Source organism: Gabonibacter massiliensis, assembly GCA_001487125.1.
In the GTDB taxonomy this organism is placed as follows: Bacteria; Bacteroidota; Bacteroidia; order Bacteroidales; family Marinifilaceae; genus Gabonibacter; species Gabonibacter massiliensis.
In genome coordinates this window covers 59,978-79,042 of sequence record LN913013.1, presented here as the reverse complement: position 1 = coordinate 79,042, position 19,065 = coordinate 59,978, and the positions used below count along the sequence as shown (strand labels likewise).

Genomic DNA, 19,065 nt, shown 5'->3' with positions numbered 1-19,065 from the left:
TATTTATGCTAACAGATAAAATCAAACATATCAACCCGGATATCATCATAGAGGAAAACGGTATACCCACCGTTATCGTCCCGGTTTCCGAATATCGAAATACAGCCTTGTTTTTCAAAAACGATCCCCAACTCTCTTTTGATTACTTGGTATGCATGACCGGCATGGACTGGGGAGATTCCATGGGTGTCATCAACCTACTTGAATCCACGATATACGGGCATCGTATCTTCCTAAAAACAAGCACTACCGACCGGGAGAACCCGGAACTTCCCTCGATAAGCGATATTTGGGAAACAGCCAACCTAAACGAACGGGAAGTGTTCGACTTTTTCGGTATACGTTTCATCAATCATCCGGATATGCGTCGTCTTTTCTTACGCAACGACTGGGTAGGCTACCCGTTACGAAAAGACTACGACGCAAGCGAAGTCATCAATCCCGTCCGTATAGAAAGCGATGAGACATTGGATACCGCCCCCACTTACAAGGAGAATAGAAGCGGAGAGATACAGGAAAAAGAGAATATCGTATTCAAAGAAAACGAATACGTGGTGAACATCGGTCCTCAACATCCGGCTACCCACGGAGTTCTTCGTTTTAGAGTATCCTTGGAAGGTGAAATCGTAAAAAAAGTAGATGTCAACTGCGGTTACATCCACCGGGGCATCGAAAAACTGTGCGAAACCCTCACCTATCCCCAAACATTAGCCCTGACGGATCGACTGGACTATTTAGCCGCACAACAAAACCGTCACGCTTTATGCATGTGTATCGAAGAGGCTTTGCAAATCGAAATACCGGAACGGGTGAAATACATCCGGACTCTTATGGACGAACTGAACAGACTCTCTTCTCATCTCTTGTTTTGGTCGGCTCTATGCATGGACTTGGGAGCTCTTACGGCTTTCTTTTACGGTTTCCGTGACCGGGAGAAAGTATTGAATATGCTGGAAGAAACGACCGGAGGACGTCTGATTCAGAATTACAATGTAATCGGCGGAGTCATGGCAGATATTCATCCCAACCTAACCCGCCGGATCAAAGAGTTTATCACCTATCTACCTCCCATGATCAAAGAGTATCATGAGGTATTTACCGGAAATATCATTGCACAGCAACGCCTGAAAAACATCGGTATCTTATCCAAAGAGAACGCGATCTCTTATGGCGTTACCGGACCTTCCGGAAGAGCTTCCGGGTGGGCATGCGACGTTCGCAAGCGAATGCCGTACGGAGTCTATGATAAAGTAGATTTCAAAGAGATCATCTATAACGAAGGAGACTCGTTCAGCAGATACATGGTCCGGATGGAAGAGATGCTCGAATCCCTCCATATTCTGGAGCAATTGGTCGACAATATACCGGCCGGGGATTTTGCAGTAAAAACGAAACCGGTGATTAAACTCCCGGAAGGCCAATATTTCAAGAGTGTAGAGGCCAGCAGAGGAGAATTCGGAGTATACATCGAAAGCCGGGGTGAAAAAACACCCTACCGGATGAAGTTCCGTTCCCCTTGTCTGACATTGGTCTCCGTTGTCGATCAATTGGCACAAAACAACAAGATCGCCGACCTGATCGCCATTGGAGGTACCTTAGATTACGTGGTCCCGGATCTCGACAGATAAATAAAAATAAAAGATACTTAGGTTTAGTAAGGAATACAAATAGTGTTGGAATTATAAATCTAAAATCATAAATCTAAAATAGCATATATGTTTGATTTTTCGACAATAACAGAATGGATAGACAACTTACTCCGAAGTTTCCTGCCCCATACCGCGGCAACTTTGATCGAGTTCGTCATCATCGGGTTATGCCTGTTGGTGGGCTACGCGCTCATTGCCTTAGTATTGATTTATGCCGAACGAAAAGTGTGCGCCTTTTTCCAGTGTCGGATCGGCCCTAATCGCGTAGGACCTTACGGCATCATACAAAGCATCGCCGATATGATTAAAATGCTCACGAAAGAGTTGATCGAAATCAATCAGGTAGACCGTTTCCTGTTCAACTTAGCCCCCTTCGTGGTGATCGTCGCCTCCGTATTGGCATTCGGGTGCATTCCGTTTGCCAAAGGACTGCATGTTATCGATTTTCACGTGGGTATTTTTTTCCTGATTGCCGTCTCTTCCATCGGTATCGTCGGGATTCTGCTTGCCGGATGGGCCAGTAATAACAAATACTCCCTCATCGGGGCCATGCGAAGCGGAGCCCAAATGATCAGCTACGAACTCTCCATCGGACTCTCTATCTTGACGATAGTTGTATTTGCGGGAAGTATGCAACTCTCCACGATCGTAGAAGAACAAGCCAACGGATGGTTTATTTTCAGAGGTCATATTCCGGCTCTTATCTCATTCGTAGTATATCTGATAGCCGGAACGGCAGAAACCAACAGAGGTCCTTTCGACCTGCCGGAAGCCGATTCGGAGCTGACGGCCGGATACCACACGGAATATTCCGGGATGCAGTTCGGATTTTTCTATTTGGCGGAATACCTGAACATGTTTATCGTGGCCGCTGTTGCCACTACCCTGTTTTGGGGAGGATGGATGCCGCTGCATATTCCGGGATGGGAAAGTTTCAATCAGATCATGGACTACATTCCGACCATCGTCTGGTTTCTCGGGAAAGTGGCAGTCATCATATTTATTATTATGTGGTTCAAATGGACCTTTCCGCGATTGAGAATAGACCAATTGCTTAAATTGGAATGGAGATATCTTCTGCCCATTAACCTGTTCAATCTTTTTTTAATGGTCGTCATCGTGGTTTTTAAACTACACTTTTAAACTTTGAATTATGAACGTGAAAGAATATATCACTTCCTTTTTCAGCGGATTACACTCGCTGCTTGTCGGAATGCGGGTAACGTTAAACGAATTTTTCACCCGGAAAACAACGGAACAATACCCTGAAAACAGGGCCACACTAAAAATGTTCGATCGGTTCCGGGGAGAATTGACCATGCCGCATAACGAAAAAAACGAACATAAGTGCATTGCTTGCGGAATTTGCGAGATGAATTGTCCTAACGGAACCATCAAAATCACTTCGGAATTCCTGACGGACGAGGAGGGAAAAAAGAAAAAGGTATTGGTAAAATACCAATACGATTTAGGTAGTTGCCTGTTTTGCCAACTATGCGTAAAAAATTGCCCCCAACAGGCTATTACCTTTATTCCCACGTTTGAACACGCCGTTTTCACGCGTTCCAAATTGGTCAGGATACTGAACCGCGAAGGTTCTAAAGTGGAAAAAAAACAAAACAATGAAAAGAGAGAGGGATAACAGGAACTTCTGTTACAACCCCGTCTCTATATTAATAGATTGAATTATGAATATTGCTTTACAAGATGCCGTTTTCTTTATTTTGGCAACAGTCATCGTAGTTTGTTCCATTCTGACGGTAACGACAAAAAGGATTCTACGATCTGCGACCTACCTGTTATTCGTGCTTTTTGCCACGGCAGGTATCTATTTTCAGCTTAATTACTCCTTTTTAGGTGCCGTTCAAATAACCATCTACGCGGGAGGCATTATCATACTTTACGTATTCTCCATTTTATTGACCAGTCCGGATGGAGATAAAGCGGAAAAACTAAAAAACAGCAAAATGGCCGCGGGTTTACTGACAGCTTTGGCAGGTACGGTCCTATGTGTTTTTATCACCTTAACGCATTCGTTCGGCCCCAGTCGGCCTGCGGATGGAGAAATTCATATGAAAACCATCGGAACGGCCTTAATGGGCATGGATAAATACCAATACCTGCTGCCTTTTGAAGCCATTAGCGTCTTACTGTTGGCTTGTATGATCGGAGGTATTGTCATCGCCCGGAAACGATAAAAACAAAACGAAAGAAAAACATTGCAAAATCTAAACATAAGCACATGGAAATACACATGGAATATTATCTGGTAATCAGCACCGTCATGCTTTTTGCAGGAATATACGGATTCATCACCCGCAGAAATTTATTGGCCATCTTGATCTCGATCGAGCTGATCCTGAACTCGGTTGATATCAATTTCGCGGTATTCAACCGTTACCTTTTTCCCGATCAATTGGAAGGTTTTTTCTTCACCTTGTTTGCAATCGGAATATCAGCCTGCGAAACGGCCGTGGCCATCGCCATCATTATAAACATATACCGGAACATCAGGAATATCCAGGTAAAGAACTTGAATAAGATGAAACATTAAAATCCGACGAATTACAAAATCGGGAATTTGAAAATATAAAATTATAAATCATGGAATACGTTTTACTCATTCTGATCCTGCCGCTATTTACCTTCTTGGCCATCGGGCTACTGGGGACGAAGCTTAAACCGCTGACAGCCGGTTGCATCGGAACCGCCTCTCTCGCCCTCTCGGCCATCTTAGCCTATATTGCGGCAGGGCAATATTTCTCAACGGCACAGGTAAACGGCATATATGAAAAATTAATCCCCGTGAATTTCACGTGGCTTCAATTCACGGACCGTTTGCATATCGATTTGGGGCTTTTATTAGACCCGATCTCGGTCATGATGCTGGTGGTCATTACCACGGTCTCGCTGATGGTGCATATATACAGTCTCGGATACATGAAAGGAGAACGGGGATTTCAGCGTTATTACGCTTTTCTCTCCCTATTCAGCTTTTCCATGTTAGGGTTAGTCGTGGCAACCAACATTTTCCAGATGTATATATTCTGGGAGTTAGTCGGGGTCTCCTCCTACCTGCTGATCGGTTTCTATTATACCAAACCGGAAGCTGTATCCGCCTCTAAAAAAGCATTTATCGTCACCCGGTTTGCCGACCTCGGTTTTTTGATCGGAATTCTGCTATTATCTTATTTCACAAAGACATTCAGTTTCGAATTGCTGACTTCCGGCGACCGCTCCCTGTTTGCCGACGCATCCGGAATGACATTTATGGGCTGCTCTGTTATCAGCTGGGCATTGGCCCTTATCTTTATCGGGGGAGCAGGAAAATCGGCCATGTTTCCTTTACACATCTGGTTACCTGATGCCATGGAAGGTCCGACTCCGGTTTCCGCGTTGATTCACGCCGCCACCATGGTCGTGGCAGGAGTATATCTGGTAGCCCGATTATTTCCCGTCTATTACTTGGAGGCGCCCGACGTTTTAGTCGTCATCGCTATCGTGGGGGCTTTTACCTCTTTATACGCGGCTGTCGTCGCATGCGTACAAACCGATATCAAACGGGTATTGGCCTTCTCTACCATCTCCCAAATCGGGTTCATGATGGTAGCTTTAGGTGTCTCCGGCATGGAGGGACATGCCGGATTGGGCTACATGGCCTCCATGTTCCACCTCTTCACTCATGCCATGTTTAAAGCCTTGTTGTTCCTCGGCGCAGGAGCCATCATTCATGCCGTACACAGCAACGAGATGAGCCATATGGGAGGATTGAGAAAGTATCTTCCGGTTACGCATATTACCTTTTTGGTCGCTTGTCTTGCCATTTCGGGGATTCCCCCTTTCTCCGGTTTTTTCAGTAAAGACGAAATATTAGCCGCGACCTTCAATTTCAGTCCTATATTGGGAGGTGTCATGAGTTTTATCGCCGCTTTAACCGCATTCTATATGTTCCGGCTGTATTACAACATTTTCTGGGGAAAAGAGAGTCCGCACGAACACACGCCCCACGAAGCTCCTCGGTCCATGACCTTACCGTTGGTATTTCTGGCCATAGTCACCCTGTTTGCCGGTTTTATTCCCTTCGGGAAATTTGTCAGCAGTAACGGAGCCGAATACGCGATTCATTTGGATTGGGTCGTAGCCGCCAGTAGCGTACTTATCGCTTGTATAGCGATCGCTATCGCAACCCGCCTGTATAAAAAAGAGAGCTCCGTCCCGGCTCAAATGGCCAATACTTTCCCTACCTTATACAAGGCAGCATCCAAACGGTTCTATATCGATGAGTTTTATCTGTTTATTACCAAACGGATCATATTCAACGGAATATCCCGTCCGATCGCCTGGTTCGACCGCCACATCATCGACGGAACGATGAACGGTATAGCTCAATTGTCCCAACGAACCGCTTACGCAATCCGGGGATTCCAATCCGGACAAATACAACAGTATGCTTATATTATCCTGCTGGGTACCTTATTCATCGCCTTTTTGGTTTTATTCGTGTAATCTAAAATACAAAAGATATGAATTTTTTATCCTTATTCGTTCTTATTCCGATCCTGATGATGTGCGGATTGCTCTTTTCAGCGAACCTGAAACAGATACGAGCCGTTGTTGCCGCAGGAGGATCTCTATTGCTGGCTTTGGCCGTCGGATCGGTATTCGCCTACATCGGAGAACGAAACGCCGGAAACACGGCGGAAATGCTTTTTACGGCAGATTGCGTATGGTACGCTCCGCTTAACATTCACTACTCCGTAGGGGTCGACGGAATCTCCGTCGCCATGTTACTGCTCTCTTCCGTCATTGTTTTCACGGGAATATTTGCCTCCTGGAAAATGGAGTTCCTGCAAAAAGAATACTTCATGTGGTTCTGTTTGCTCGCCGTCGGCGTATTCGGTTTCTTTATCTCCGTAGATCTGTTCACCATGTTTATGTTTTACGAGATCGCCCTGATTCCCATGTATCTGCTGATCGGGGTATGGGGTAGCGGAAAGAAAGAGTACGCGGCCATGAAATTAACCCTCATGCTGATGGGAGGCTCGGCCTTATTATTGGTAGGAATCTTGGGTATCTATTTCCATTCGGCAACCGACGGGGGACAGTTGACCATGAACCTGCTCCGGATCGCCCGAACCCATATCCCGGTAGAAGCCCAACATTGGTTCTTTCCTTTGACATTCGTCGGTTTCGGTGTTTTGGGGGCCTTGTTTCCGTTTCATACCTGGTCTCCCGACGGACACGCATCCGCCCCGACGGCCGTTTCCATGCTACACGCGGGAGTATTGATGAAGTTAGGAGGCTACGGTTGTTTCCGGGTAGCCATCTACCTGATGCCCGAAGCCGCCAAGGAACTATCTTGGATATTTATCATCCTGACGGGTATCAGCGTAGTATACGGGGCCTATTCGGCCATCGTACAAACCGATTTGAAATACATCAATGCCTACTCTTCCGTAAGCCATTGCGGATTAGTATTGTTCGCCATTCTGATGCTGAACCAGACTGCCATGACCGGAGCTGTACTCCAGATGCTCTCCCACGGTTTGATGACGGCTCTCTTTTTCGCCCTCATCGGCATGATATACGGACGCACGCACACGCGGGATATCCGGGAAATGGGCGGATTGATGAAAATTATTCCCTTCTTGGGCTGCTGTTACGTTATTGCCGGCTTAGCCTCTTTAGGTTTACCGGGATTAAGCGGATTCGTGGCCGAGATGACGGTATTTGTCGGGGCGTTCCAACACACGGATACCTTCCATCGGGTCTTCACGATCATCGCCTGTACCTCAATCGTCATTACGGCGGTCTATATCCTTCGGGTTGTCGGCAAACTTCTGTACGGACAAGTCGTTAACGACCACCATCTGGCCCTCACGGATGCCAACTGGTACGAACGCCTGTCCGTCATCGTATTGATACTGGCGATAGCCGGTATCGGTCTGGCTCCCCTGTGGATATCCGACATGATCCGCGAAAGTTTATTGCCGGTCGTTAACGTGTTGAACTATTAGTAATCATTAAACCTCAAAATAAAATGTATTACACGAATCTAATGCCATTAAAAGAAGAACTATCCTTAGTCGCCCTGATAGTCATCCTTTTGCTATACGATATATTCGGTTCTCCCAAAAGTCTGAAATATTTTCAGCCGACAGCCTGTATCCTGATGGGAATACATACCCTGTTGAATCTGTTTCCCGGCGAAACTGCTTCCGCGTTCGGGGGCATGTACCATTACGAACCGATGGGAGGAATCGTAAAAACAATTCTGAATATAGGTACACTGCTTATTTTCATGCAGGCAAACAATTGGCTGAAAAGCGAAGAGACCGTCATTCGAAGGGGCGAATTTTACATGATCACCCTCTCGACATTGTTAGGCATGTATTTTATGATCTCTGCCGGAAACTTCCTGATGTTCTTTATCGGCATGGAAACCGTATCCATCCCGATGGCCACTTTGGCCGCTTACAATAAATACCAGCATCTTTCAGCGGAAGCCGGAGCCAAATACATTCTTTCGGCCGTCTTTGCTTCCGGGCTGGCTCTTTACGGCATATCGTTGATATACGGTACGGTGGGAACCCTCTATTTCGAAGATATTCCCGCGGGTATCAACGGCAGCCCGATCCAAATCATGGCCTTTGTATTCTTCTTTACGGGTTTAGGATTCAAACTATCCTTAGTTCCCTACCACCAGTGGACGCCCGACGTTTACGAGGGAGCCCCGACTAACGTAACCGCCTATCTTTCCGTTATATCCAAAGGATCGGCCGCTTTCGTGTTGATGACCGTTTTATGTAAGGTATTCGGAAACCTGATCCACGAATGGCAAGCCATCCTTTATGGCGTGATTATCGCCACAATCACCTTAGCCAACCTCTTCGCCCTGCGCCAACAGAATATAAAACGATTCTTCGCCTACTCCTCCATCTCCCAGGCCGGATATATCATGCTGGGGGTAATCAGCGGATCGGCCATGGGCATGACCGGATTGGTATATTATATTCTGATCTACACGCTTTCGAACTTAGCCGCGTTCGGGGTTATCGCCATCGTCGAAACCCGTTCCGGAAAATTGAATATCGACGAATATAACGGCTTATACTCGACAAATCCCAAATTAAGTATCGTTATGATGATCGCCCTGTTTTCCTTGGCAGGGATTCCTCCTTTTGCCGGATTCTTCAGCAAATTTTTTATTTTTGCCGCTGCCGCCAAAGAGGGATACTACGTTTTGGTTTTCATCGCCCTGCTGAACACGATCGTCTCGCTTTACTACTACCTGAGAATCGTAAAAGCCATGTTTATCAACAAAAACGAAGAAGCCGTGACAGCTTTCCGTTCCGATAATTACACCCGGTTAAGTTTAGTGATTTGCAGTGCGGGTATTCTCTTATTAGGCCTCATCAGCAGTGTTTACGAATACATCGACACATTCAGCAGATTCTAATTTTCCTCCATATACGGATCCCCTTTATTCTTCGGAAGAGATTAAAGGGGATTTATCTTCCCGATATAACGATCGCAATAAATATTAATTTATTTGAACAATACCGTCCCCGTAAAAATAGAGCCCGAAGATAAAAGAGTGGAAAGTTTGTCGCTCCGGGTTATACACGCCTAATAAATTGCTATTGCTTCCTACCTCTTTAAAATCGGAAACGACATAAAAAAGTTCGGAACATTTTCGATAAACGGGAGAATGCCAACGCCCTCGCAATTCCGTCATTTCTCGCTTTATCTCTAAAGTTGCCGGATTTAAAATTCCTATATAAGTTCTATCTTCCCCATCCTTCTCGTGAACCCTTAATAAACCAATCTCTTTATTCATACGGAATAGCTCATTTCGTTTTCCATCTAATATTCTCTCTTTCATACTACCCGATTTGGTATTCAGGGAGATCACACACTCCTTTTCCGGCTCGGACTCCGAATTCGGGGAAATTCCGGTAATAAAAACAATATTTTCGCTCACGGGATCATATACAAACGTATTCTCTTTTCCCACGAACGGTTGTAGATTCTCTCCTTTCACCCAAGTCCCGACCTCCGTCTGATCGCCGGTTTCATGATCTATTTTTAACAATTGCAATACCGTTCGCTCTTTAGCCTCCTTGTCTGCGCGCAAAACACAGAGATCATTCCCGATTTTACCCCAGGAGATCAAATCACGCACGTCCGTTAACTCCTTGTATCCTACCATCTTCAATGAGTCATACATCTCCGGATCAAAAGAGACTACTGTAATCTTATCCTGATCCTTTAACAGGCCAAACACGGGCTTAACCCCGGAAATCTTGATCAAACTTTTCAAAGGGAGTATTTCAGGCAACAAACACCGGGGATCAAACATACACCAAGGAAAGCTGCCCATCTTTCTAATTCCATATCCCTCATATCCACCCCGCCCTCGTCCCCAGGCATATAAACCACAATCCTCTTTACCGATATTCAACTCTCCTATATCCTGTCCCACTTTATTCCGGATAACAACAATCCGGAATCTCCCTGCCCTATACCGGGGAACAAAAAAAGTGATATAATCCTCCGTACATTCCAACGGTTTTATATTAGAAGCCGTACTAAGTCCTATCGTCTCCGAACGGGAATAAGCCACCGACTCCAAAACGATTTCGTCTTTTACCGTAAAACCCTTAGCCCGGATCATCACCAAGCTATTGGCAGGAAAAGCAGTCGATAAGTCAGGCATTTGAACATCCGTAATACCGATATGACCCTTTTTATATCTCTTCCAACCAAACTCGTCTTTATCGCAACTCGTAAAAGAGACCATTAGAATCATCATTATACCCCAAAACAGTTGTTTTTTCATTTTTTACAATAAATATATAAGTACTTAATTATCTATATAAGCCGTTTTATCCAAGCTTTTAAGCGTCATAAAAAATATTCACGTCAAAATACTTTTATTTATTCACAGTTTCTATTTATTACCATTGCGGATAAATTCTCCGAACAGCAATTATATCATACTCACTAAATCCAGCCCAATGAAGTTCTGCCGTTCCTCCGTTCATAACAAAAGAATTATCTGTTTGGGGAGTCCCCGAAATAAGGATTCCCGTTTCACCTAAACTTAAATAATTCGTATGTTTTAGACCTATAATATGCCCTATTTCATGAACTAAGTTTCGTACTTTCTGCCTATGCTCAAAAGGCTCTTCTGACCCGTAACTACTCCAATAGTTTATTCTTATCATCTCTCCCGGAGCCCCATTTCTTGGTAGATTTGCAACAGCAGCAGTACCAGAAAGTAAATGATCCATTCGAACCACGACATTAGAAGGTCCTCCGCTTATATATATAATACGAACACTTGTCTGCCCCATGGAATTCCATATCTGTACAGCCTCTAATAAAGCATCGAGCCAATTATCGGGACCGGATGTCGGCATATTATAAGTACTAAGCGATATAAAATTCTCGTACGGAACCTGAATCAAGGTTGTATGACGAGCCTGACGAGCTTTAGGCTGATAACAAAAAAGAGAATCTATATCAAAAGCAATATCTTCTTCGACAATATAATAACTTCCCATATCACGAATTGTCGACGTATCAAGTCCCAACGAAGCAATAATTTGCTTATCCATATTTTTTGAGGAATACTACTTTCTGCAAATAACTCATCAACAATCATTTCTTCCGTTTTACTTCAACTATAAATATAGTCATCACAAGTAAAACAACGGTATAATTCAATAGTTTCATAATAGTTAAAATTTTAAATTTGATGACGTGAATATTTTATGCGTAGATTATTGGAATACTTTCAAAATACCCCAACCTATGATTAGCCCAAAATTAAACATAAATAATCAAACAAACAACAGTAATAGAAAAATGACAATATTATATTGATACAATATCACCCAAAAATGTCAATCCGTATACATTTTTATCAGGTAATTCAAACAGAAAAGCAGTTAGAAGTAAAAACCCAGATCAAAATAGAATTTTAATTTTTTATCCCGGTCGGAAAGGCTGAACACTATATCTATCGGTCCCAAGCGGGAATCCCGCGAATAAGAAACGCCTCCGCCCCAAATACCCCGTCGGCCCCACATATCGAAAAAGCGGTCGTCTTGTTGGGCATAATTACCAATCAGAGAGGCATAATGCCGACCTCCCATCCGTTGTCGCAATCGAAGCCGCCACACGATAAGCGAGTTCCCGGCCATCTCCATATGATTGATCCCTAAAAAAGCTATCTGTTGGGGCAGATAACGGCCGGGATGAACTCCTCCCATGCAATTCAGATAAGAATATGCCGGGCTGCGACCGATCAAAACCCGCCCCGAAACAGAAGGCAATATCTTCAAACGGTTCGTTAACGGTATCACTCCCTCCAAACGAGACTCCAATACAGAAAAAGGAGAATGCTCCTTATAGGTAATCATATTATCGGTATACAGGGAATAATCGGCCCTGAAAGAGACCCCCCGGGTCGGATAGTAACGCCGGTCGTAGGTCTCCAAACGAGCCGACCCGCAATAACTGAAAAAGCCCTCCGGCCGCACATCCATCACCTCCCCCCCAGCAGAATAGAGAAAGGAGTTGTAATCGAAATATTCGTAACGCAAACCTACCTGAAACTGGAAGTTCCGGAAATAAAAATTGGAAAGCCCGAGCTCTCCCATATGATAACGGAACGTCATATTGTAATCCTTATGCCCTTCTTTATACACGTTAACGTCGCTAAAACGAAACATATAGGCCAAATTGAACCGGCGCAAAAAAGTATTTTCCAACGTATACTCCAAACGCACGTAAGGATTGGCACTCAAACGTCCCGTTACGGAAAATCGAGAACCGCGTAAAGCCCTATTCGTCCACGTCGTATTTAAGAGGATTGCCGCCATCTCCTCGGAGTCAAACCGAAAACCTATGTTTACGCGATTCACCGGATGCTCTTTCAGGGTCAGTTCCAAATCATAGGGAGGATCCCCGACCAAACGGTAATTAACGGCACTGAATGCTTTCGTACCGTACAAAACGGCGATGGTCCGGTGCAAATCCCGTAAAGAAATTTCACTATTTTCTCGGACATACAATTTTCTCCTTACCCATTTTTCATCTTTCGGGGAGACTCCCAAAACCCGGATATCCCGTATCCTAAAATACCCGGGAGACACAAAACGACTCTTCCCGACTTTCGATTCCACCTTTTCCGGTTTGATTCCGATTTTCTCCTTGAAAGCCATCAATTCGTCCCACTTCGACAAAGCGGCGATTTTTCCCCGGGCCAATAACGAATCGATCGCTTTCGTACTGAAACTGGCCGCAGTGTAACCCTTTACATTAGGACGTATCAATAGATCCGTCTGTTTGAGGTTTGCCTCGTATTTATTCATACAAAGCAAATTAATAATCTGGGGTATCACCTGGGAAACGGATTTCAATTCATCCGCACCCAACAAATCGGCCTGTACATCCACCCCGATAATCACTTCCGCACCCAACGCCTTAGCCACATCCACCGGAAAATTATTCAATACCCCCCCGTCAACCAACACCATATCCTCCATTCGAACCGGCGTAAAAGCTCCCGGAATGGCCATGCTGGCACGCATCGCCAACGCCAGGTTGCCCCGATCGAGCCGGACCTCCTTCCGGGTTATCATATCCGCCGCGATACAGGTAAACGGAATAGGCAATTTCATAAAATCCAAGGAATCATGATAACCGATCGTCAAATCCTGAAACAGATTATAAATATTCTGGCCGCTTACAAATCCCAAAGATCTTCCCTGCTTTCTGCTTCTATCAAAAGGTATGGACAATAAGTACTTTTCATCCTGCTCTTTTTCGTAAAAAGAGAGATCATACCGGTACACCTTATCGCTCAGTAAAAATTCCCAATTCTGATGGCGTACCAAACTGTCGAGAACATCCGCACGATAACCGATGGCATATAACCCGCCAACAATGGATCCCATACTGGTTCCCACGATTATATCGACAGGTATCCCCGCCTTTTCCAATACCTGCAATACTCCGATATGAGCCACACCTTTGGCTCCTCCCCCGCTCAACACGAGTCCGACTTTTTTCCGTTGTGCGTCCGCAGTACTGCACAACAACAGGAAAAATAAAAAAGACAACCAGACTCTTTTCATGGGAAGCACTGTTATTCCGTCATTTTTTACCGTGTAAATCCAATATCCATTCGCCGATCTCTTTCAACGCCACAGGAGAAAAAGTTTGCTCTATGATTCCATATTCCCCGGGAGTCCCCGTTATACATTCTTGAAACAAATGATTCAATCCGGGTAATATCCTTACTTCGAACCGTCTGTTTTTTCCCTCTGTCAAAGCATTTCGTATCGCCTCTATGTTAACACCCGCGGGAACCTGCAAATCCATCCCTCCATTCAAAGCCAAAACCGGACACTTTACCTTTTTCAGTATCGTATAAGGATCATATTTGAGCAAAGCCGTATACGAAGGAGTCAGACAACCATCCACCTGTACTCGAATCCAACTATCGAGACTCATATTGCCGGGTTTCAAAAAAAGATGTTCATGTGCAAAACGGGAGACAAGAGCGGTAATGGAATCCCGTTCCTTTTCAGGATCCTCCGAAACAACAAGCCGATCAAAGATCGCCCGATCCAAATCGCCAATCTTTTCCATCAACTTCGGATCCGTTCCGTAAGCTTTCCCGATCAACTCCTTTTGCAATAAAACAAGCCGATCCCCCCGAATACCTGGTCCTGCCAATAAAACGATAAAACCAACACGCTTGTTTCTGCTTGCCGCAACAGAAGCCACACATCCCCCTTCACTATGACCGATCAATCCGATTCGCCGGATCTTTTTTTCTCTCCTTAAAAAATCTACCGCCGCTTCCGCATCCGAAGCAAAATCCCATAAAGAGGAGGAATTAAAATCTCCTTCGGAAGCTTCCACCCCCCGATCATCCACCCGCAACACGCCGATACCTTGTCGCGTCAAATAATCGGCCAAAACCCAAAAAGGTTTATGTCCCATCATCTCTTCATTTCTATTCTGCGGGCCGCTACCGCTAATCAACACAACCGTAGGGAAGCTCTTCTTTCCTTCCGGTAAAGTCAAGGTTCCGCCTAATCTGACGGAATCTCTTTTATTCTCAAAAAATACCTCCTCGACCCGGTAAGGATAGGGTCCCCGGGGTTCCTGATAGCGTACATTTCCGTCTCCCGGGACAAAAAGCAAAAAAGAGGTGTATCCCATCTGCTTAAAAGTTCCTTCGATCTCCCCCTTTTCATTCAATTTTCCCGTGTATTCAACACCCAATTCCCGAATGACGAAACGCAATTGTTCATCTCTCCAACAAACGGTATCGACAGGGATACCGAGGACCCCCTGAGCGGGGCTATCCAAAGAGGCGGTATATCCGCCTTCGTTTCTCTCGATATGCAACACGAGCTTTAAAACCCCGCCCGGAAGAAGCAACATTCCGTTCCATGCCCCCGTATCATGCTGAGCCGAAACCGTTCCGGCTCCCCCTATAAAACATACTATGCAAACGATTAAGAAGTTTCTCATCAGTCTCGTGTTGATTCTTTTACAAATCTACAAAATTTGTAACTTGATCCCGAAAGAAAGACTTAAAATATCTCCTAAACCGATATACCTGTTTCCGACAGCACTGATAAAATATAAATCACAGGTACTGAATTCGTAAAAGACCGTCATTTTTTTAAAGGGGGCACTCCGGTCTAACCCGAAAGTAAGCCGTTGTCCGATAAAAGCATGGAAACGAACCCGCGTGGAAAACTTATAATAGTTACTCGGATAACGATCCGGTTCCTTCACCCAAAAAGCATCGTCCAATACCGTATTCACGTAAATACCCGTCGTCAAGGGATCGAACGACCAACGTTTGGCTAAATAAACATTGGTCCAGGGAATATAATTTTGTTTTAATGTAAGAGTAATCTTTGCCTCATTGGAAGAAAAACGGGGTATGAATCCGATCAGGAAATCGGTTTCCCATTGGTCTTTTTTACCGTAATCCCATCCCATTCCTAACGAAATCAAACCTATGGAACCGGCAAATTGCAGTTTTTGATATTTAGGAATCAATTTTTGCCAGGTCGTCTGGTAATTCATCAATTTTCGCTCGTAGCGTGCCCGTAAACGTTCTTGCCTGGCCAAACGATGAGCTTCCCGTTCCTTTATCCGAATGCTGTCGGCATCCTGCTGTGCACAAAGAGGTGAAGTGACAAAAAGAAATAACCCGACTCCCCATTTAATAATAGACCACTTCATAACCATATCCTTTCGGGGTTAAAGTAAACAACAAATAATTTTTATCTTTCATACAACTGCAACCGTAATACATGACTCCGTCTTCAAACAGATCTTCCGCCATCAAAGTATGATTGTGTGCATGCAAACAAAATTCCATCCGGGGAAAACGCCTCAACAACTCATGAAATACCTGAGACACGTTATTATTGAATTCAACATCCCCCGGTCGGACATGCATCACGGGGATCGTACGCTTAAAACCGGAAACACTATCCTGCAACTCTTTATAAATAAATGAAAAATCAGGGATCGGATGGGAATAATCAAATTCCAAGGCACAAGTGTTCATGCAGATAAATTTCGTATCACCCGCAATAAACGAAAAATTCATATCTCCGTATATCTTCTTGTACACCTCCACCCCGTTTCCCAACACATCATGATTACCGAGCAAAGCAACATAGGGCACTTTCAACTTCGACATAATATCCCGCACCCACTCGAACTCCTTGGTTAAACCAAAATCGGAAATATCCCCGCCATGAATAACAAAATCCACATCATCACGGGTATTCAAGTGGGAGACAAACTTTTCAGTCTCGTCATACCAACGCTGACTATCTCCCATCAACACGAAACGGATTGTATCTTTCCCTTTGCAAGCCTCCTCGATACGGGCAATATTCTTCTCGTTTATTCCCCTCTCCCCACCCAATCGGACATCATAAGGATGGTACTCTATCAGATCGCAACCATATACAAACAAAGCGACCATTAACATTACACCTACTCTCATCACAAGTTTATTTTTACACTACACGGAAAAATAAAATACAAAAAACAGACCAAATACAATATATTTAAGATAATAAATATTAAAATAGAAAGTTAAACCGCTCCTCGTTTCCGATACTCTAATCCCATCCGTTTTTCCTCACAATACACTATCTTTGTAATGAAAAAAAAAGATCATGAAGGCTAAAGTAAACAAGACGAATGCAGCCCGTCTACTCGACAAAGCAAAAATCGATTACGAGCTTGTTCCTTACGAAGTCGACGACAATAACCTGGCTGCCGTTCACGTTGCCGAACAATTAGGGGAAAATATCGGGCAGGTCTTTAAAACCCTCGTGCTGAAAGGAGATAAAACCGGCTTTTTCGTATGCGTTATTCCAGGCGATCGAGAAGTCGACTTGAAAATAGCTGCCAAAGTGTCCGGAAATAAAAAAGCCGATCTTATTCCCATGAAAGAGCTACTCCCCACGACCGGCTATATCCGGGGAGGCTGTTCCCCCATCGGAATGAAAAAAGAATTCCCGACTTATATTCACGCCTCCTGCCTTATCTTCGATTACATTTATATCAGTGCAGGAGTGAGAGGCTTACAAATTAAAATAGCTCCTGCCGATTTGATCCGTATCACGCAAGCCAAGACGATTGTAGATTGACGATTGTAAATCGTAGATTAAAAAGATTTAATGATTCGGTGATTTCGAGATTAAAAAAATCTTGATATTATTGAAAACAACCTCACAAATTAACGTACACCCCAAACAACATCTTGCCACCTCAAAAAAGCACTCAAAAACGAACAATCTGCAATTAAAAAACATTGCACCTATCCCCGTGAGTCACGAAAGTACCGAATCATTTTAATTTACAATCGTCAATTTACAATCTACAATTGTCCGTAGTCAATTCTTCCGTCATGTGTTCTGCCGCACGCCTGCCGTCCCCCATTGCCAAAATAACCGTAGCTCCTCCGCGTACGATATCTCCGCCCGCGAAAAGTCCGGGAATATTAGATTCCATGGTCTTTTCATCCACGATAATCGTTCCCTTGGAAGAGATATTCAGTCCCTCCACGGAACGAGGAATTATCGGATTGGGAGAGACTCCCACGGCCACGACGACCACATCGGCATCGATCAGGTATTCGGAACCGGGAACCGCAACAGGACTACGTCGTCCGCTGGCATCCGGTTCTCCCAATGCCATTTGTTGCACTTTAACCTGTTTGACCCGACGATTTTCATCGGCAATATATTCAATAGGATTGGTCAGGGTGATAAATTCACATCCCTCCTCCTTGGCATGTTTTACTTCTTCAATTCGAGCAGGCATCTCCTCTTCGCTCCGGCGATACACGATCATAGCCCGCTCGGCCCCCAAACGTTTTGCTGTCCGGACAGAATCCATCGCGGTATTTCCTCCGCCGACTACGACCACCCGTTTTCCGTGATACACGGGAGTATCCGACTCTTCACTATCGGCACCCATCAAATTCACCCGGGTCAAATACTCGTTGGAAGAGAGTATGCCATTGTAATTTTCTCCCGGTATATTCATGAAACGGGGCAACCCCGCTCCCGAAGCTACATAAAATCCCTTAAAACCTTCCGACTTCAAATCTTCCATCGAATCCGTCATACCCACGATAAAATTGGTAACGAATTTCACCCCCATCTTTTTCAGGCTGTCAATCTCCGCATCCACTACCCGATTAGGCAAACGGAACTCGGGAATTCCATATTTCAGCACCCCTCCGATCTCGTGCAAAGCCTCAAAAACGGTCACATCATATCCCTTTTTAGCCAAATCCCCGGCACACGAGAGCCCGGACGGCCCGGAACCGATCACCGCCATTTTTATACCGTTAGCCGGAGCCACCTCAGGAACGGATACACGACCGGATTCCCGCTCGTAATCCGCCGCAAACCGCTCTAAATAACCGATAGCTACCGGTTGCTTATCTAACTTTTGAATATAAAAACACTTGGATTCACACTGTTTCTCCTGAGGGCAAACCCGGCCGCAAACCGCCGGCAAAGCACTCGTATTCTTCAATATTACGGCCGCTTGTAAAAACTCCCCCCTTTCGATATTCTTCACGAAACCGGGAATATCAATCTTCACCGGACAACCTTCCATACACGTGGGATTTATACAATCCATACAACGTTTCGCTTCCAGAACGGCCATTTCCGGCGTTAACCCTTTATTCACCTCTATCCTTTGGCTCTTAATCCTCTCCACGGGATCTACTTCCGGCATACGAACCCGTTCTATGGATGTCCGTTCCTTACCCGGCACATCTCGACGTAACTGCTGTCTCCAGGCAGCATTCCGATCACTTACCCCACTCATA

The 19,065-nt window shown here is 44.8% G+C and carries 16 protein-coding genes; 9 read left to right on the top strand and 7 right to left on the bottom strand.

Annotated elements, in window-relative coordinates; all coding sequences use genetic code 11:
* Positions 1 to 5 precede the first annotated feature (5 nt).
* The 8 genes from BN3283_RS04590 (at position 6) to BN3283_RS04555 (ending at position 9,108) form a co-directional block, all read left to right on the top strand.
* A complete protein-coding gene (locus BN3283_RS04590; protein ID WP_059027165.1) occupies positions 6 to 1,628 on the top strand; it encodes an NADH-quinone oxidoreductase subunit D-related protein in 1,623 nt (540 codons plus the stop codon).
* Between the two features lie 87 nt (positions 1,629 to 1,715).
* A complete protein-coding gene (gene nuoH / locus BN3283_RS04585; RefSeq protein ID WP_059025816.1) occupies positions 1,716 to 2,792 on the top strand; it encodes an NADH-quinone oxidoreductase subunit NuoH in 1,077 nt (358 codons plus the stop codon).
* A 10-nt stretch (positions 2,793 to 2,802) separates the two neighbouring features.
* Positions 2,803 to 3,291 (top strand): 4Fe-4S binding protein, encoded by a 489-nt coding sequence (locus BN3283_RS04580; protein WP_059025815.1) that lies wholly within the window; start codon positions 2,803 to 2,805, stop codon positions 3,289 to 3,291.
* A gap of 46 nt (positions 3,292 to 3,337) precedes the next feature.
* On the top strand, positions 3,338 to 3,847 hold the full coding sequence (locus tag BN3283_RS04575) for an NADH-quinone oxidoreductase subunit J family protein (RefSeq protein ID WP_059025814.1): 510 nt from the start codon (positions 3,338 to 3,340) through the stop codon (positions 3,845 to 3,847).
* Positions 3,848 to 3,903: 56 nt separating this feature from the next.
* A complete protein-coding gene (nuoK, locus tag BN3283_RS04570; RefSeq protein ID WP_041504607.1) occupies positions 3,904 to 4,203 on the top strand; it encodes an NADH-quinone oxidoreductase subunit NuoK in 300 nt (99 codons plus the stop codon).
* A gap of 50 nt (positions 4,204 to 4,253) precedes the next feature.
* Positions 4,254 to 6,155 carry an NADH-quinone oxidoreductase subunit L gene (nuoL, locus tag BN3283_RS04565; RefSeq protein WP_059025813.1) on the top strand — a complete coding sequence of 634 codons (1,902 nt, stop codon included), beginning with the start codon at positions 4,254 to 4,256 and terminating at the stop codon, positions 6,153 to 6,155.
* 17 nt (positions 6,156 to 6,172) lie between these two features.
* Positions 6,173 to 7,666: a complex I subunit 4 family protein gene (locus BN3283_RS04560; protein WP_059025812.1), complete on the top strand. Its 1,494-nt coding sequence runs from the start codon at positions 6,173 to 6,175 to the stop codon at positions 7,664 to 7,666.
* Positions 7,667 to 7,689: 23 nt separating this feature from the next.
* Positions 7,690 to 9,108 (top strand): NADH-quinone oxidoreductase subunit N, encoded by a 1,419-nt coding sequence (locus tag BN3283_RS04555; protein ID WP_059025811.1) that lies wholly within the window; start codon positions 7,690 to 7,692, stop codon positions 9,106 to 9,108.
* Between the two features lie 84 nt (positions 9,109 to 9,192).
* Here BN3283_RS04555 and BN3283_RS04550 read toward each other — a convergent pair whose 3' ends face one another.
* From BN3283_RS04550 to BN3283_RS04525, 6 genes are all read right to left on the bottom strand, one after another.
* On the bottom strand, positions 9,193 to 10,491 hold the full coding sequence (locus tag BN3283_RS04550) for a hypothetical protein (RefSeq protein ID WP_059025810.1): 1,299 nt from the start codon (positions 10,489 to 10,491) through the stop codon (positions 9,193 to 9,195).
* Positions 10,492 to 10,609: 118 nt separating this feature from the next.
* Entirely contained in the window at positions 10,610 to 11,272 is a 663-nt protein-coding gene (locus BN3283_RS04545) for a M57 family metalloprotease (RefSeq protein WP_059025809.1), read from the bottom strand.
* A gap of 333 nt (positions 11,273 to 11,605) precedes the next feature.
* Positions 11,606 to 13,798, bottom strand: coding sequence for a patatin-like phospholipase family protein (locus BN3283_RS04540; protein ID WP_059025808.1), 2,193 nt, complete (start codon positions 13,796 to 13,798; stop codon positions 11,606 to 11,608).
* Positions 13,799 to 13,817: 19 nt separating this feature from the next.
* The gene (locus tag BN3283_RS04535; protein WP_059025807.1) at positions 13,818 to 15,209 is read right to left on the bottom strand and encodes an alpha/beta hydrolase family protein; all 1,392 of its coding nucleotides are present in this window, start codon (positions 15,207 to 15,209) and stop codon (positions 13,818 to 13,820) included.
* Between the two features lie 27 nt (positions 15,210 to 15,236).
* Complete coding sequence (locus BN3283_RS04530) at positions 15,237 to 15,935, bottom strand: hypothetical protein (RefSeq protein WP_059027163.1); 699 nt, start codon at positions 15,933 to 15,935, stop codon at positions 15,237 to 15,239.
* Positions 15,916 to 16,713 carry a metallophosphoesterase family protein gene (locus BN3283_RS04525; RefSeq protein ID WP_041504564.1) on the bottom strand — a complete coding sequence of 266 codons (798 nt, stop codon included), beginning with the start codon at positions 16,711 to 16,713 and terminating at the stop codon, positions 15,916 to 15,918. Before BN3283_RS04525 ends, BN3283_RS04530 begins: the two co-directional genes overlap by 20 nt.
* Before the next feature lie 175 nt (positions 16,714 to 16,888).
* Here BN3283_RS04525 and ybaK point away from each other — a divergent pair, with 175 nt between their 5' ends.
* The gene (ybaK, locus tag BN3283_RS04520; protein WP_059025806.1) at positions 16,889 to 17,365 is read left to right on the top strand and encodes a Cys-tRNA(Pro) deacylase; all 477 of its coding nucleotides are present in this window, start codon (positions 16,889 to 16,891) and stop codon (positions 17,363 to 17,365) included.
* A 223-nt stretch (positions 17,366 to 17,588) separates the two neighbouring features.
* On the opposite strand, the gene gltA is transcribed toward ybaK, so the two are convergent.
* On the bottom strand, positions 17,589 to 19,064 hold the full coding sequence (gltA, locus tag BN3283_RS04515) for an NADPH-dependent glutamate synthase (RefSeq protein WP_059027161.1): 1,476 nt from the start codon (positions 19,062 to 19,064) through the stop codon (positions 17,589 to 17,591).
* Position 19,065 lies beyond the last annotated feature (1 nt).